This is a genomic window from Paenibacillus sp. MZ03-122A (genome assembly GCF_024213325.1).
GTDB lineage: Bacteria > Bacillota > Bacilli > Paenibacillales > Paenibacillaceae > Paenibacillus > Paenibacillus polymyxa_B.
On record NZ_JANAVI010000002.1, the window covers coordinates 208,040 to 223,277 of the forward strand.

Genomic DNA, 15,238 nt, shown 5'->3' on the forward strand with positions numbered 1-15,238 from the left:
CATGATCAGCTATATCGGGAAGCGAATGGTAGCGGTCATTCCTATTGTTCTCTTTGCCACCCTCGTTACCTTTGCACTCATTCATATTTCACCAGTTGATCCGGCCGAGGCCTATTTGACGGCTGCTCATATTTACCCTACTCCAGAGATTCTGGAGCAGAAAAGACATGAGTTCGGGCTGGATCAGCCTTTGCTGACGCAGTATATGCATACACTTCAAAGGATCAGTCAATTGGACTTTGGTACTTCGTATCTAACCAACAAGCCGGTGTGGGATGAGGTCAAGGTTCGGCTGCCCGCCACTTTTGAATTGGCTGTGAGCAGTATGTTGCTATCTATTGTGGTAAGTATTCCGCTGGGCGTGCTGGCGGCGATGCGTAAAAATGGCTGGATCGACCTGCTTAGTCGAGGAATTTCATATTTTGGCGCGTCTATACCCCAGTTCTGGCTGGGATATTTGTTAATCTTCTTTTTCTCTGTCCGATTGGATTGGCTCCCTGTAGAGGGGCGAGGAACGTGGCAGCATCTGGTGTTGCCCACGTTGACCCTGTCGCTGGTTCTGATTGCTTTATATACGCGCCTGCTGCGTTCCAGTGTGTTGGAGCAGCTTCAGGAAACGTATGTGCAGTATGCCAGAACTAGAGGAATTCGTGAGCGGGTGATCATGCTCAAGCATGTACTGAAAATTGCCATTGCTCCACTGATTACAAGTATGGGTATGAATCTGGGCAAGCTTCTGACCGGAACAATTATTGTGGAGCAGGTGTTTTCATGGCCCGGGTTTGGCCGTTATTTTGTGGAAGCGATTTTTAACCGGGATATTCCCGTCATACAATGCTATGTGTTTTTGGCGGCATGCCTGTTCATCGTATGCAATTTGCTCGTTGATCTGGTGCATTTGTATATGGACCCCCGAATTTCATCGAAGGGACGAGCAGAGCAGTGATGATAAGGTTGCGTACAATGTTCAAAGGTCAAAAGGTAATCGTGGTCTGCTCTGTCGTACTGGCTGCTCTTTTTATCATTATGGCGCTAGCTCCTTGGCTGGCTCCCCATGATCCGGTTAAAGTCAATTTACTGCACAAGCTGGAGGGACCTTCGAAAGAATACTGGCTGGGGACCGATCATTTGGGTCGGTGCAATTTATCCCGGTTGCTGTATGGAGCGCGGATTTCCCTCGGCTTTGCGACATTAATTTTCCTGTCCTCGCTTAGTATCGGCGTTGTGATCGGGTCGCTTGCAGGTTATGTGGGTGGCTGGGTCGATAGTGTGTTGATGCGGTTTTGCGAAGGTATTATGGCGTTTCCGAATTTGGTGCTTGTGCTGGGCATTGTCGGTATTTTTGGGCCGGGCCTCATGCAGGTGCTGCTTGCTTTAATGATGGTGCAGTGGGTGTATTATGCCAGAATGTGCCGCAATATGGTCGTCAGTCTGAAAGAACGGAATTTTATAGCTGCTGCAAGGATTAGTGGGTCCTCCTCAGGGGCCATTATCCGGCGGCATATTATTCCGAATGTGCTACGGCCGATTGTGGTCATTGGTACGCTGGAAATGGGCTGGGCGATCATGGATATTTCCGCGTTGTCGTTCCTTGGTCTAGGCATTCAGCCGCCGACCCCTGAATGGGGAGCCATGATTCATGAGGGAACGGGATACATTCGCAGTCATCCGGAATTAATGATCTATCCGGGGGTTATGATTCTGGTGGTGGTAATGGCCTTCAATATATTGGGGGAGGCGCTGTCCGACCGATACGGAATTGCCAAACGTCAGTAAAACAGGAGTGAGTTACAACGATGGACGACAGGGCGAAGGTGCTGGAGGTCAGCGGCTTACAGGTGAAGCTCAAAACCGATGCCGGGGCGGTATCTCTGCTGAAGCCAATTCATTTTGAGCTGAAAAGGGGACAAGTTTTGGGTCTTGTCGGCGAGAGTGGAAGCGGCAAAACGGTGACTTGTAAAGCGTTGCTCCAATTGCTGGATCGCCAGACGATGGACGTGGAAGGTAGTGTCCGTCTGAACGGGCGTGAACTGAACGGAATGGCGGCCGAGGAAATGCGGCGTATTCGGGGCAAGGAAATCGCATTTATTATGCAAAATCCGATGAGCGCCTTTACGCCAGTGTATACGATCGGAGCTCAGTTTATGGAAACGGTCCGTACGCACACCGGATTAACCAAACGACAGGCCCGTGATCTTGCCATAACGGCTCTGGAAAATATGAATTTGCCCGATCCAGCTAAGCTGATGAAGCGTTATTCGTTTCAGTTGAGCGGCGGGATGCTGCAACGGGTCATGATTGCCATTTCCATGTGCCTGCGGCCAGCAGTGGTTATTGCGGATGAACCAACGACGGCGCTTGATGTGGTCAATCAGCTACAGGTGCTAAGAGAGCTGGATCGCTTGCGTACGGAATACAATACGTCCATTTTGCTGATCTCGCATGATCTGGGCGTCATTTCCCAATTGGCGGATGAAGTGGCTGTCATGCAGCAGGGTCGTATTGTTGAGCAGGCTGAGGTCCATCAGTTGTTCGATCACCCGCAAGATGAATATACCAAAATGCTGCTACAAGTCAGACCCAAGTTGTCCATTCGGGGCATGAATCAGGAAGGTGGTTAGTCGCCTGTTCGACAGTTACACTTTCAAAAGGGGAGCGAATGCGTATGCTACAAGTGAAGAAAGTAACTCATAGCTATGGAAGGCGCAAATGGCTGGGCCGTTCTGAACCACGCCCCCCTGTGTTGGCTAACGTTTCACTTACTATAGAGAGTGGGTTTTGCCTAGGCTTACTTGGAACCAGTGGAGCCGGTAAAAGCACGCTGGGCAAGGTTATTCTGGGGCTGGAGAAGCCGCAGGAGGGTCAGGTGCTGTTCCAGGGACAGGACATTTATAATGCGAGCCCTCAAGTCCGCAGGGGAATGCGACGGGATATGCAGGTCGTATTTCAGGACTGCTACTCTGCTGTAAACCCCCGAATGACCGCCGGGCATATTATTGGGGAGCCATTGGACAATTACGAACGGTTATCGGTGCAGGAACAAAAAAGAACGGTCGAAAGCCTACTGGAACGGGTCGGCCTCAAGCCAGAGGATCGGATTAAATATCCGCATCAGTTCAGTGGCGGACAATTGCAGCGGATCAATATTGCACGGGCGATTGCGCTCAAACCAAAGCTGATCGTGCTGGATGAGTCCGTCAGCAGCCTCGATATGGTTCACCAGATGCATATTTTATCCCTGCTGGGAGAACTGAAATCTTCGTTTGGATTGTCATATCTGTTCATCACGCATGATATTCGGGCAGCTTATGCTGTCTGCGATGGCATTGCTGTGATGGAGCAGGGGAGACTGATCGAGCGCTGTGATGAGAAGGATCAGATTTTTGAATCTGCTCATCCGGCTGTACGACGGTTGATCTCGTCCATTTTGCCGGAACATCCAGCAGAGCGTTTTCCGCTTCATGGATGACATTGGACCCGCAAGGGTCCTTTTTTTGTGCAACATATAGCTAAATAATCAATATGAAATTTACTTGTTGTATTATTTGAATAACCCGTTATAATATAAAATCATAGTAAATTACTTGGATATTAAAAAGGGGATGTCATAATATGAAGAAATCTGCTTTGGTAGCAGCGATTGGCCTATCTCTTGTGTTATTAACGGGTGCCTTGAGTGGATGTTCCTCGAAGGATGCGGCATCGGGGGATAAGGTCATCTATGTCGGCACACAAAATGACTACCCACCGTTTGCTTTTACGAATGATAAAAACGAGCTGACTGGATACGATGTGGAAGTAGTCAAGGAGATCGACAAGAAGCTGGACGGCTATAAGATTGAATTTGTACCTTCGGGCTGGGATGCGATATTCCTTGCACTAGATTCAAATAAAGTTCAGATGATCGCCGATGAAGTTGCCAAAAATCCCGAACGTGAGAAGAAGTATTTGTTCTCGGATGAGTCCTATTTCTCGGCTCAGTCGGTTATTATTGTGAAAAAGGGTAGAACGGATATTCATTCCCTCAAGGATTTGGAGGGCAAGAAGGTAGCGGCCTCGGTAGGCGACTCCTACACACAGTTGCTGGAACAGTATAATGCGGAGAACGGAAATAAAATTATTTTGAAATACAATGATACAGGTACTTCGTCTGATAACCTTCAAGACGTGCAAAATGGCCGAGTGGACGCTTATGTGAATGATCCGGTTATGGCGGCGGCAACGATCAAGAAGGAAGGCTTGCAGGTGGAAGCTGTGGGTGAGCCGGTGCAAAGCGATAACATCAACCTGGTGTTCAAAAAGGATAAGCAGGGCGAAGAGCTGAAAGCTAAAATCGACCCGATTATTAAAGAGCTGAAAGCGGACGAAACACTGAAAAAATTGTCTGAACAGTGGACAGGTGGAGAATTTATTCCTCAGTAATAACAATGTAAAGGGTAAAGTGGGGTTCCTATGGAAAAGCTGTTTGATCTTGATTATATGCTGAAAAGCCTTCCCCAGATCGTCGAGTATCTCCCCGTGACCTTATGGATTGCGTTTGTGTCCATGCTGCTGGGTGGGATCATCGGGTTAGCTACGGCCTTAATCCGGATATACAAGGTGCCTGTCTTGGCGCCATTGTCTACGTTGTATGTCTCGTACATTCGGGGAACACCGCTCATTGTGCAGTTGTTTCTCGTATATTACGGAATACCCAAGTTTCTGTATTATTTCCAGAGCGAGTATGGATTCTTACAGCAATTCAATGTCTATGTCATTCCGCCCGAGCTGTTTGCGTTGCTCTCATTTTCATTGAACCTCGGGGGATATTTGTCGGAGACGTTCCGGGCGGCGATTCATTCAGTCGACCGGGGACAATTTGAGGCTGCCAATTCCATCGGTATGAGCCAAACACAAATTATGCTCAAAATTGTATTGCCGCAGGCGTTGACGGTCGCTTTGCCCAATTTGGGAAACACGCTGATCAGTACGGTGAAGGATACGTCTTTTATTTTTATGATTGGTGTCGTCGATATGATGGGACAGGCTAAAATTATGGGCGCGCGAGCGTTGGCTTTTTTTGAGGTATATGTTGCGGTGTCTCTGATTTACTGGTTGGTGTGCATTATTATTGAGCGCGGGCTTGTCGTGCTGGAGAAGCGTATTCGAATTTACGAAAGAAGTGAGTAAGGGTATGATTCAACTTCATCAAATTCATAAGCATTTTGGACAGCATCACGTGTTGAAGGGCATAGACCTGACGGTAGGCAAAGGAGAAGTCGTAGTGATCTTGGGCCCAAGCGGATCGGGGAAGTCCACGCTGCTGCGCAGCATTAATTTTTTGGAACAGCCGACCAGTGGTGTTATTGAAATTGACGGTGTAAAGGTCGATGCCGCCAAGGCGGGAAAAAAGGACATTCTCGGACTACGGATGGCAACGGCAATGGTATTTCAGCAATATCAGTTGTTTAAAAATTTGAATGCACTCCACAATGTGATGATTGGTCTGACCAGTGTGAAAAAGCTGGATCGTAAGCAGGCGAGGGAGATCAGTGAAGGCATTCTGGAAAAGGTCGGGTTAAAGGATCGTATGACCTATTATCCTGCCCAGCTTTCGGGCGGACAGCAGCAGCGAGTTGCGATTGCCCGTGCTTTAGCACTAAATCCACAGGTGTTGTTGTTCGATGAACCGACATCCTCACTTGATCCTGAACTGGTGGATGAAGTACTGTCCGTGATTCAAAAGGTGGCGAGTGAAGGCAATACGATGATTATTGTCACACATGAGCTTGGTTTTGCGAGAGATGTAGCGGATCGGGTTGTACTAATGGAGCATGGCGTGATCGTGGAGCAGGGGCCCGTGGAGCAGTTTTTCACCAATCCGAAGGAAGAACGGACACGGCAGTTTCTGGGCAAAGCGTTGGTACAGAGAGCGCCGCAGGAGCAGCCTGTATCCCCATAAGAAGTACGTGGATGGGTTATAGGTATGTGCAGCGCTGTAGAGAGTATTGCACCTATAGTAAAAAGCACGTTAGACAAGTCGCAGGAGGAAGGAAAGCCCGCGCTTGTTTGTCGTGCTTTTTTTGGCCCCTCATATCACCAATTCTTTTCCATTACAAAGTAGCTTATCACACTTATTCATGATAAATTCTAAGAACAATACAGTGAAGATGTAATCGGGAAGGAACATTGGCATATGAAAAAGGTTTTGTTCATTAATACCGGAGGGACCATTTCTTCCTCCTATCAGGAAAACGGCCTGACACCGACCCAATCGGCTGAAAATATTTTGGCGGAAATTCCGGAGCTGAAGGAGATTTGCGAGATTGATGCCCATAATCTGATGAGCATTGATAGCACAAATACACAACCTGAGGATTGGGCTTCTATCGCCCGGATGGTACATCGTTCGCTCGATCAATACGACGGTATTGTCATTGCACACGGCACGGATACGATGGCTTATACGGCTTCAGCCTTGAGCTTCATGCTGGGAACCGTAGACAAACCCGTCGTCGTTACAGGTTCGCAGGTTTCCATTTTGGCGGAGCACAGCGATTCCAAAAAAAATGTAATCGACTCATTCCTGACCGCATGTGGCGAGGTGGCCGGGGTTTTTGTCGTGTTTAACGGCAAAATTATTAACGGCAACCGCAGCTCGAAGATCAGAACACGCAGCTATAATGCTTTTGAGAGTATTAACTATCCGTATATCGGACTCGTGGAGAACGGTAAGGTGGTCTATACGGAGGGCGTATTTGCAAATCGCGGTACCGCTCGTCACCCATACAACGACGGGTATGCTTCGGAGGTATTCCTGCTCAGGCTGATTCCGGGTACGAATCCGGCGATTTTCGATGCCATTCAGGGCTTGGGCTATAAAGGTATCGTCATTGAGGGCTTTGGTATGGGTGGCGTTCCTTTTAAAGAAAGAAGCCTGATCAGCAAAATTGAGGAGCTGATGAAGGATGGTATGAGTATTGTCGTGACTACTCAATGTCCTTATGAGGGCGGGGATTTGACGATTTACGAAGTGGGGCAAAAGGTACTGGAGAAGGGCGTTATTCCGGGGTATGACATGACAACGGAAGCGCTGGTGACGAAAATGATGTGGGCGTTGGGGCAGACGACCGACCCGGCAGGGGTAGCCAAGATTATGGCAACGAACTACGCTGACGAAGTTTCCTTGCCTGCGGATACAGCTTCCTTATAGGAAGCTGTATCCTGGTAGATAAGAACAGGCATAAGAAAAAATACGGGGTTAACGCTGGGCTTGCCCCAGTCTGCTTTTAATCTCAACAGCCACTTTCAGCGCTTGTACAGCCGATTCCAGTGGAATCAGGCTTTCCGAATGTCCGCCAAAGCATTCAAGTGCATGATCCAAACTTTTTTCATATGGATTGGCAGATTCGAGGTTGATTTTTTGCTGTCCTGATCCGGTGTACTCATATAATGCGGTAGGTATAAGATCGTTTTCGTCGCTTTCATGAAATACCAGCTTGGCCTTTTCAAAATAAGCCTCATAGGCCACTGTGAAGGGGTAGCTTCCCGGCATGTGGGATGAGGCGATGACTTCTGTGAATGTATCCCGATGCTGAAAGTGAGCCCGAACCTGTGCTTGTTCAGGATGGGTAACTTCTGTACCCCAGACTGTACATGGATCACAGGGGCCTAATAGCCAGGTCAATAAATCCAGTTCGTGAATCATGAACTGAGTAGGAATGGAGCTTAGTCCAAGATCCCCCCACAGAGGAGGCGTTTCTCTTTTCAAAGATAAGGAGATGAGCTTCCCGTATTTCTGTTGGCGGTATGCCTCATACAGATAGGTATAGGCGGGATCAAACTTAATGAACTGGTTGACCAGAATCTTTTTGCCATATTGCTTCTCAGCTTGTTGCATAAGAAGAGCGTCTTCGAGATCAAAGCAAACCGGTGTTTCACAAAATACATGCTTACCGTGCTTCAGCGCATCCACGGCATAGGACCTATGCAGCTGGGAGGGCAGGCATAGATCGACGATATCCACGTCTGGGTCCAGCAGAATATCCTCTATATTTTGTGTGACTTCTACGTTTAGCTCCTCTTTCAGCTTTTGCAGCTTGGTTTCGTTCCTTCCAAATACCATGATTCTGTTTACTTTGGGATGGTTGTTTAACAGTGAGGCATGATACGCCGTGGTGGACGGAACGTATAGCCATTCCTTGTCTTGAGGCCGTGAGAACTGCAGTGTGGGGGTCACATAAAATAACTATTCAATATGAGAAAGCTGACGGAATCTGTTCTTCCCGTCATGTGCATCCCTATGGACTTGTGGTGAAAAAAGGAGATAAATGATTAAAAAAACACCTGCCTAGGGCAGATGCTTTGCTTGTTAAGTCCAGGCCCAGAGAAATCCGTCACGATCCCAGGCAATTCTACCACCATGAAGCTTGCGGAATGCTTTTTTGATTTCTTTTTCCAGAGATACATGACCATGCTCGCTTATAAACACATACTGCTCTCCATACTCAGAGCGTACATATGCAATTGCATCTTCTTGTTTCAGGGTGCCCACTTCACGGATCTGCGCGACCATCCATTGTGCAATCTCTTGTTCTGTTGTAGGGGTGTTGTCCATTTGTCGTATCCTTTCCTGCGTACCGATTGGGTGTAGCTGTTCGGCTCACCTCCCCGTAGTATACGGCAATTCGGAGAATTATTGAATTTTTTGATATAAATTTACTTGAGCGGTTGGCTAAGTGGGCTTTCTTTTGTATAATTAAGGGAATATTCACGGGAATTTTCTTTTTTTGTATTGTAATCATGCAAGTAATCCCTGGGGGTGCCTGATTTGAAGGAAACAACCACAATTCGCGCAGAGCTGGAGCAGTACATCAGACGAGAAGGAATTACGATTAGTAAGTTTGGGGAGAACACAGGTATTAATGCAGGAACAATCAGTGCCATTATTAACGGTAATCGTCCGATTGCGATGCTGCTGTTGGATCGGATTGGTGCAGGCATGGGGCTTGAAGAAGGGAGCCTCTATGAGTTATACATTGATGAATTTATACGGAATACGGCACCGAATTGGCGACGGGTTCGTCCCTTTTTGCATCGCTGTGCAGAGCTGAACAAACTGGATTGTATTAAGCAAGTCGTGGAGTTTATGATGGACTATCTCATATACGCCCCAGCTTTGTTTGAGACAGCAGAAGAATTATTCAGTGAAGGTAAGTTCGAGGCTGCGGCAATTATTTATAAAAATGTTTCGGAAAGTGAGAAGTACCAACATTCAGAGCGTCTGGCGCTCTGCCAATACCGTTTATTTACGATTGCCGTTGGCGATGACCAAGACGAAAATTTATGGGCAGCCACACACTTTGAAAGCTTTGTGGAGCGATTGGGTGAAGCAGATCAACTGGATGCCTTAAGAGACCTGGCTAATGCCTATGCTTCCTTGCGGCGTTGGGATAAAGTAGAATGGTTTGCTGAAAAAATGGCTCAAAAAGCCAAGGTACAATACGAACAAAAATACGGGAATACCAGAAGATCAGAGCGTGGCAAGGAACCCAAGGGTCCTTTGTTTATGTATATTGTATACTCTTACGTGTTGCGTGCCGGGGTGTGGGATGAGCGCGGGGATTATCAGAAGGCGCTGGAGTATGTATCGCTATACTCTGATTTGAGCTGGGTGCAAGAGGATACGGAAGAAGCTCGGCGTTTGAAGGCCCTTTGTAGCAACTGGGCTGAGGCCAACGGGTATTTGTATCAGTTGATGTCAGGCAGCCTGGATGTGATTCCACAATATGTGGATTATTTGGAAAAAAACGAAGGCGAAATTCTGGTGGGGTTGCATAAAATTATGGTAGCGGCCAACCGTTATGATTTTAATGTAGATCATGTACTGTTGCACTTTGAAAAACAAATTGGGGCATTTGCAGATCAGCATGTCAAGGTAGGCACCTATACGGAGCAAATGTCAGCAGATCTTTATGCACGATTTTTGGCAGAGATGGCTTGTTATGATCTCAACAAACACCGTTATACCAAAGGCATGAAATTCTTGCTTGAGAGTCTTTCTTATTCCGTCGTGCTGAATGGTAATCCTGTCACCATTAAATGTGTAGGACTATTTGAAAAGTATCGGCATACTGCCACTTCTGAGGACAAAGAGGAATATAAAAACTTACTTGGAGAGGTAGAGTACATCCATGATAAAAAAGATCGTTTTTTCTCTGCTCGCATTTAATGTTTTTGTCCTATTGAATTTTTCACCCGTTCCCCCCCCTATGGAAGATCCTAGCGACGTCCACAGTCATGGGTTGGGGGGATGGGCTTTTTCATCCCTTGAACCATCCGCTTAGAGGATCTAGAAAGCGGCATTCAAAAAGGTATTCTCTTATGAAGAAGAGGATACCTTTTTTTGATGTGGAAGTGCATTTGAAGGAGCACTTTTGCCGTCAAGAGTGGGGAGCTGGAAGTTGAGCAGGCGGAAACCAGACATGACGCAGATCCACCCAGCCCTGACTGTTAAAAGATACGCCACGCACAGAAGGGAGATAGGCCGTCTGAACGGGCTTTTCATATAAAATATGCAGCTGGTGCTCATCCATGAGCCGAGTTTCGATATGTTCAAATTGCTGCGCCCTAACAGTATGATCGGCCTCCCGTGCAATTTCACGCAGCAGTCTTTCGATATCCACACGGCTATGAGGCTCCACATGCCCAGATACATTGAGATACAAGTCAAACAGGCGTAATTGCTCATCACGGTCACGAAAGAGAGAAAAGATGATTAAGTCTGACTCCATACGGATAGATGAGCTTTTGAATTCGTTCATAGATGCGGCCACGATGTTACAGGTATACCCACAGGATTCGAGCTGAGCCGCAACCCGGTCTGCGTCTGCTTTATACTCGGGAATGGTAGCAATTTGCAGCGCCGCCAGTGGTTCATAAGAATCGTTAGATGAATCCACTGCTGGAGGAAGGGAGCGATGATCCAGACATGCTACAATGCGGGCACGTATTTCTGAATTGCGTAGTGGTCCATCCTTGTGTGTATTACATGTGATAAATTTGCGTACCGAAGCCGCCGAGTGAATCTGGCTCCATGCGGTATCCGTATCTCCCGCCGATACGGGATTATGGATAATGTGAAAAGAAGAAGCGGTGTCTTCCGTATCCGACGATTCTAGCTTAGTCGCCCATGGGAGTTGGACAATTTCCACTCGGTCCAGATGAGCCCGGCCTTGAAAATAAGGTGCGAAAGCCTCCAGTGTACACAGGCTTTCGTTCATTTCCGTGACTTTGAATGCCCCTGTACCGACAGGGCGGATGCCAAAGGCGGCTTCACCCACCTGATTAAGCTCACGCGGCACAATCGCAGCCCGGCTGGTACACAGGAAGGATAGAAACAGCTCGTTCGGCTCCTTTAGTACGAAGCGTACTATCGTTGGACTTAGCGCCTGGACGTGCTGAATTTGCCGGACGATAAAATGGTAAAGTCTCCTTCCCGGCGCCCGACTCAGTCGCTCAAAGGTATAGACGACGTCTTCAGCGCTCAGTATTTTTCCGTTATGAAACAACACTTCTTTACGCAGGAAAAAGGTCCACTGTGTACGAGTGGTATCCACCTCCCAAGCGTGCGCCAATCCCGGCAAAATCTCGCCGCTTTCGTTCGCCCGGCGGGCCAGACCATCAAAGACGTGGCTGGATACGAAGGACTCGGCGAGCCAGTTCAAATACAACGGGTCCAGCGTATAGAGCTGCTGGCGAATAGGCAGACGCAGCGTGTCGATCTGCTGCTGATCACTGCGCACCTCTGCGTGATGCCCAAAATAATTCAGCAACCAGCCTTGCAAATGCTCCTGCATGGTGGAGGAGCGTGAATGAACTCGAATTTCATCCAGCGCGCGTTTGATATCATGGCGGTCTATGGCTTGCATCATGGATTGCACGGCAATGTCTTCCGGTTGAATGAGGAAGCGCAGACTGGAGCGACGACCTCTGCCTCGGCGGGGAGTCCATTGTATCCAGTCATGCTGCTCCATTTTCTGAATGATCATCAAGGCGTTGCGGTGAGTACAGTCAAAAATAGCCGCAAGCTCATCCAGCGTCGTCTCTATGGTATGGTTTTCGTCCTTGTTGTCAGCTGCGTGGGAGTGAAGCCGTAAAAATTGGGCATGGAGTTTCATTCAAGGTTGCTCCGTTTCCCCTATATTTGATTAAAAGCGTAGTCACTTTTATAAAATAGGAAATTTTGTTTGAATTAATTTCTCTTTATCTTCTTATTTTATCATCTACAATAAGGGTTATAAAGCATATTTGTGGAGGTATTTACCATGCATGACAAGATGAATGGAACGTCTTTGCCGAAAACGTCGTTTCTGTCCGCCTTTGCTGGCGCAATTGTGTTGGCGCTGGTTCATCAATATCTGTTTTACGGACATGGGCTGGGCGTGTCTATGCCAATTTTTGTTATTGGGTTTTACGCCTATATGTATGCCTTTAATCGAGATCGTTTCCAGTCCAGATCATGGATAGGGCGTTTGCTGTTTGTGATCATTTTCATGCTGGCATTGACATACGCGCTGTTCAATAATCCGGTCCTGTATGTGTTAAATGCGCTGGCGATACCTGCTCTGATTAGCGTACATATGGTGCTGCTGTTTGGGGAGAAAAGGCATGGCTGGTCAGAACCCGGTATTATTGGTCAGGCGTTAAGCCATTGGTTTTATCAAAACTTTCGTCATATCGTGACCCCCTTTCGGATGGTCAAGACAGTAGCCCTTCGGAATGTAAAGGATGAGCGTAAGCGTGTATTGGGCAAAGTGATGATTGGTTTACTTATTGCCTTGCCGCTACTGTTCATTATCATATCTCTGCTGGCTTCGGCGGATGGGATGTTCGAAAAGTTGTTAGCTGGAGTACCCGAATGGATCGGAACGCTGTCCTTTGGGAATGGCATGTTGCGGCTGATCTGGACCTGCTTTTTCACCTTCTGTTTCTTCTGTTATTTGTGGGGATTTGTACAGCCTGCTCCGCGTAATACGCTGAGAGAGACCCAATCATGGCACGGGTTAGATGAGCGCACGAATGGCCAAACCACCGAGTATGATGGTCACTCTTCAGTGATGATTGACCGACCAACGGTGCCTTACCACGAGCCGGTCGCGATTAAATTTGACCCTGTCATTACCGCTACGGTGCTGATTGTCATGAATCTGGTGTATGTTGTATTCGTCGTGTTGCAGTTCGGATATTTGTTTGGTGCATGGGAAGGTGCTCTGCCCGAAGGAACCTCGTATGCCGAATATGCGAGAAGAGGATTCGGGGAGCTGGTTATGGTAACAGGTATCAACTTTGTGCTGATGATCAGTGTATTGAAGTGGACTGAATTTGGCTCAGGTATAGTGCAAAAAATGAACAGTGGCCTGCTGTACATACTCGTGGGTTGTTCGGGTGTGATGCTGTATTCGGGATATACCCGGCTGGTTATGTACGAAGAAGCATACGGCTATACGTACACCCGCTATTTGGTACACGCGTTTATGATTTTTCTGGGCTTGCTACTGCTTATTGCAGCAATGCGCATTCATTTTCGTCAACTGCCGTTGGCGAAATATTATATTGTACTCGCTCTGGTCGCCTATGTCGTCGTGAACTATGTGGGCATTGATATACGGATTGCTGAAAATAATCTCGAACGGTATCGCACGACATCGGTGATAGATAAGGAATATTTGAGTGAGCTATCGGCAGACGCGATTCCGCTACTGATTGACTTTAGTCGTAAGGAACATGGATCACTAGATGAGTTTTTACAAGCCCGTTTGACGAGCATGACGAGAGAAGAATCGGCTTGGCCTGAATTCAATTGGGCAAAGTATCGAGCGCAACGGGAATTGCACGACTATATTTTGGAATGAGAGGTGTTTGGGAATGATCGGAACAGAAACGGCACAGGGTATGGTACTGGAGCTACAGGATGAAATGTCACAGTATCAGCATCAGTTTGGTGTAAGACGGAACGATTTTCTCGTGGAGGCTATGTCTTACGGAATGAGTGAGGAGGAAGCTCGGTCTTATGCTATCCAGAGTATCGGTCCGGTCGTTCCCGTCGCCTATATGCCTACGTTGGCTCCCGGTAAAATCCGACCACTCAGTCCAATGCTGGCAGCGCGGTACCGATATGCGGGGGATTGGAAGGATATTGACGAGCATCTGCTCCTACCTGACGAAGTCCTGCGGATCGCAGGTACAGAGCAGTTCCGCAACTGGATCAGCGATATGCGGAATTACTGGGTGGAATCGGCTCCATACCGATTCGGGGATGATCGTCTTTCGCTGCTATCGGTTGCGAGCGAGGAAGAGGGTCACTTTTCCATGCTCGTCTGGAAGGACCCCGGTGAAGAGCCAGAAGTATGGACGTATGCTTCGCAGCATGAATACCGATTCAGTCATTTGCTCCATTGGTTCAAGTGGCTGAACGGGCGGAGTGAAGAATGAGAGGTACAGATGATGAAAAAGAATCGTAATTGGATCGTGTTATTTATCGGCATCGCTCTGATGATGGGGGCAGCAGACTATTTAACACAAGCTAAGCCTACGACTACTCCTGAGCTTATCGTTCCAACCGTAATCAGTGAAGAAAGCCTTCAGTTATGAGAATGAAGTTAATTTTTTGTAGTATTACGTTGTTAAAGTAAGCCGGAAATCACCCTAATAGTTGAGAGGGAATTGAGGCCAACATCAATGAATGTGGAGCCATTCAGATGTTCAAGCGACTCCGTCGTTTCCTCTACAACTTATATTCAGGGGGAATTTCAATGGCTAGAAGTGCAAGTACTTACGCATCTGTAATTGACGGTTTTAAGGTAGAAACGAACAAAAAGTATTCGCCAGTAGGTGGAACGAAGTGTAATATTTTTGCACAAGATGTGATGTCTGCGATGTCGGCTTCCCTGCCAAGTGGCTTAGCCAATCAAATGGCTGATGCTTTACTGGGCAACAATGCGCCGGGATGGTACACTGTAACCTTTCAGGATGCTCAAAAAAGAGCAAATCTCGGGTATCCTACCATCGGAATCAAAAAAGCAGATGGGCATGGTCATGTGGTCGTTGTCAGACCGAAGGGTTCATCGATCACGATTTTGAAGGAGGTACAGGTTGCACAGGCGGGGACCAAAAATTACAACAGTAATACCATTAATTATTCGTGGGTGGCAGCAGATCTGCCTGGGGTAAAATTCTACACACACGACTAATTGTATAC

The 15,238-nt window shown here is 47.5% G+C and carries 17 protein-coding genes; 14 read left to right on the top strand and 3 right to left on the bottom strand.

Annotated features, from left to right (window positions below; all coding sequences use genetic code 11):
- Position 1 precedes the first annotated feature (1 nt).
- The 8 genes from nikB (at position 2) to NLX74_RS04965 (ending at position 7,192) form a co-directional block, all read left to right on the top strand.
- Positions 2-946: a nickel ABC transporter permease subunit NikB gene (gene nikB, locus NLX74_RS04930; protein WP_165178117.1), complete on the top strand. Its 945-nt coding sequence runs from the start codon at positions 2-4 to the stop codon at positions 944-946.
- On the top strand, positions 946-1,776 hold the full coding sequence (gene nikC, locus NLX74_RS04935) for a nickel ABC transporter permease subunit NikC (protein ID WP_254328331.1): 831 nt from the start codon (positions 946-948) through the stop codon (positions 1,774-1,776). Before nikB ends, nikC begins: the two co-directional genes overlap by 1 nt.
- A gap of 20 nt (positions 1,777-1,796) precedes the next feature.
- The gene (locus tag NLX74_RS04940) at positions 1,797-2,621 is read left to right on the top strand and encodes an ABC transporter ATP-binding protein (protein WP_235306721.1); all 825 of its coding nucleotides are present in this window, start codon (positions 1,797-1,799) and stop codon (positions 2,619-2,621) included.
- A 38-nt stretch (positions 2,622-2,659) separates the two neighbouring features.
- Positions 2,660-3,469 carry a nickel import ATP-binding protein NikE gene (gene nikE, locus NLX74_RS04945; protein WP_254328093.1) on the top strand — a complete coding sequence of 270 codons (810 nt, stop codon included), beginning with the start codon at positions 2,660-2,662 and terminating at the stop codon, positions 3,467-3,469.
- Between the two features lie 143 nt (positions 3,470-3,612).
- Positions 3,613-4,422, top strand: coding sequence for a transporter substrate-binding domain-containing protein (locus NLX74_RS04950; RefSeq protein ID WP_254328094.1), 810 nt, complete (start codon positions 3,613-3,615; stop codon positions 4,420-4,422).
- 30 nt (positions 4,423-4,452) lie between these two features.
- The gene (locus NLX74_RS04955) at positions 4,453-5,169 is read left to right on the top strand and encodes an amino acid ABC transporter permease (RefSeq protein WP_013312615.1); all 717 of its coding nucleotides are present in this window, start codon (positions 4,453-4,455) and stop codon (positions 5,167-5,169) included.
- Positions 5,170-5,173: 4 nt separating this feature from the next.
- Entirely contained in the window at positions 5,174-5,941 is a 768-nt protein-coding gene (locus NLX74_RS04960) for an amino acid ABC transporter ATP-binding protein (RefSeq protein WP_029518797.1), read from the top strand.
- A 234-nt stretch (positions 5,942-6,175) separates the two neighbouring features.
- A complete protein-coding gene (locus tag NLX74_RS04965) occupies positions 6,176-7,192 on the top strand; it encodes an asparaginase (RefSeq protein ID WP_254328095.1) in 1,017 nt (338 codons plus the stop codon).
- 48 nt (positions 7,193-7,240) lie between these two features.
- On the opposite strand, the gene NLX74_RS04970 is transcribed toward NLX74_RS04965, so the two are convergent.
- The gene (locus NLX74_RS04970) at positions 7,241-8,206 is read right to left on the bottom strand and encodes a Gfo/Idh/MocA family protein (RefSeq protein ID WP_302058519.1); all 966 of its coding nucleotides are present in this window, start codon (positions 8,204-8,206) and stop codon (positions 7,241-7,243) included.
- On the opposite strand from NLX74_RS04970, the gene NLX74_RS25985 reads away from it, so the two are divergent.
- Positions 8,206-8,313: a WYL domain-containing protein gene (locus NLX74_RS25985; protein ID WP_254328097.1), complete on the top strand. Its 108-nt coding sequence runs from the start codon at positions 8,206-8,208 to the stop codon at positions 8,311-8,313. The two genes, NLX74_RS04970 and NLX74_RS25985, sit on opposite strands and share 1 nt — an antisense overlap.
- Positions 8,314-8,350: 37 nt before the next feature.
- On the opposite strand, the gene NLX74_RS04980 is transcribed toward NLX74_RS25985, so the two are convergent.
- Positions 8,351-8,596 carry a DUF6953 family protein gene (locus NLX74_RS04980; RefSeq protein ID WP_013312611.1) on the bottom strand — a complete coding sequence of 82 codons (246 nt, stop codon included), beginning with the start codon at positions 8,594-8,596 and terminating at the stop codon, positions 8,351-8,353.
- A gap of 213 nt (positions 8,597-8,809) precedes the next feature.
- Between NLX74_RS04980 and NLX74_RS04985 the strand changes: the two genes are divergently transcribed.
- Positions 8,810-10,210, top strand: a complete 1,401-nt coding sequence (locus tag NLX74_RS04985; protein ID WP_302058499.1) for a transcriptional regulator — start codon at positions 8,810-8,812, stop codon at positions 10,208-10,210.
- Between the two features lie 211 nt (positions 10,211-10,421).
- On the opposite strand, the gene NLX74_RS04990 is transcribed toward NLX74_RS04985, so the two are convergent.
- On the bottom strand, positions 10,422-12,158 hold the full coding sequence (locus NLX74_RS04990) for an ABC transporter substrate-binding protein (protein ID WP_254328099.1): 1,737 nt from the start codon (positions 12,156-12,158) through the stop codon (positions 10,422-10,424).
- 147 nt (positions 12,159-12,305) lie between these two features.
- On the opposite strand from NLX74_RS04990, the gene NLX74_RS04995 reads away from it, so the two are divergent.
- From NLX74_RS04995 to NLX74_RS05010, 4 genes are all read left to right on the top strand, one after another.
- Entirely contained in the window at positions 12,306-13,892 is a 1,587-nt protein-coding gene (locus NLX74_RS04995) for a DUF4153 domain-containing protein (protein WP_254328100.1), read from the top strand.
- A 13-nt stretch (positions 13,893-13,905) separates the two neighbouring features.
- On the top strand, positions 13,906-14,472 hold the full coding sequence (locus tag NLX74_RS05000; RefSeq protein WP_254328101.1) for a hypothetical protein: 567 nt from the start codon (positions 13,906-13,908) through the stop codon (positions 14,470-14,472).
- A 12-nt stretch (positions 14,473-14,484) separates the two neighbouring features.
- The gene (locus NLX74_RS05005; protein WP_254328102.1) at positions 14,485-14,631 is read left to right on the top strand and encodes a hypothetical protein; all 147 of its coding nucleotides are present in this window, start codon (positions 14,485-14,487) and stop codon (positions 14,629-14,631) included.
- Between the two features lie 161 nt (positions 14,632-14,792).
- Entirely contained in the window at positions 14,793-15,230 is a 438-nt protein-coding gene (locus tag NLX74_RS05010; protein WP_069012257.1) for a hypothetical protein, read from the top strand.
- Positions 15,231-15,238: the final 8 nt, after the last annotated feature.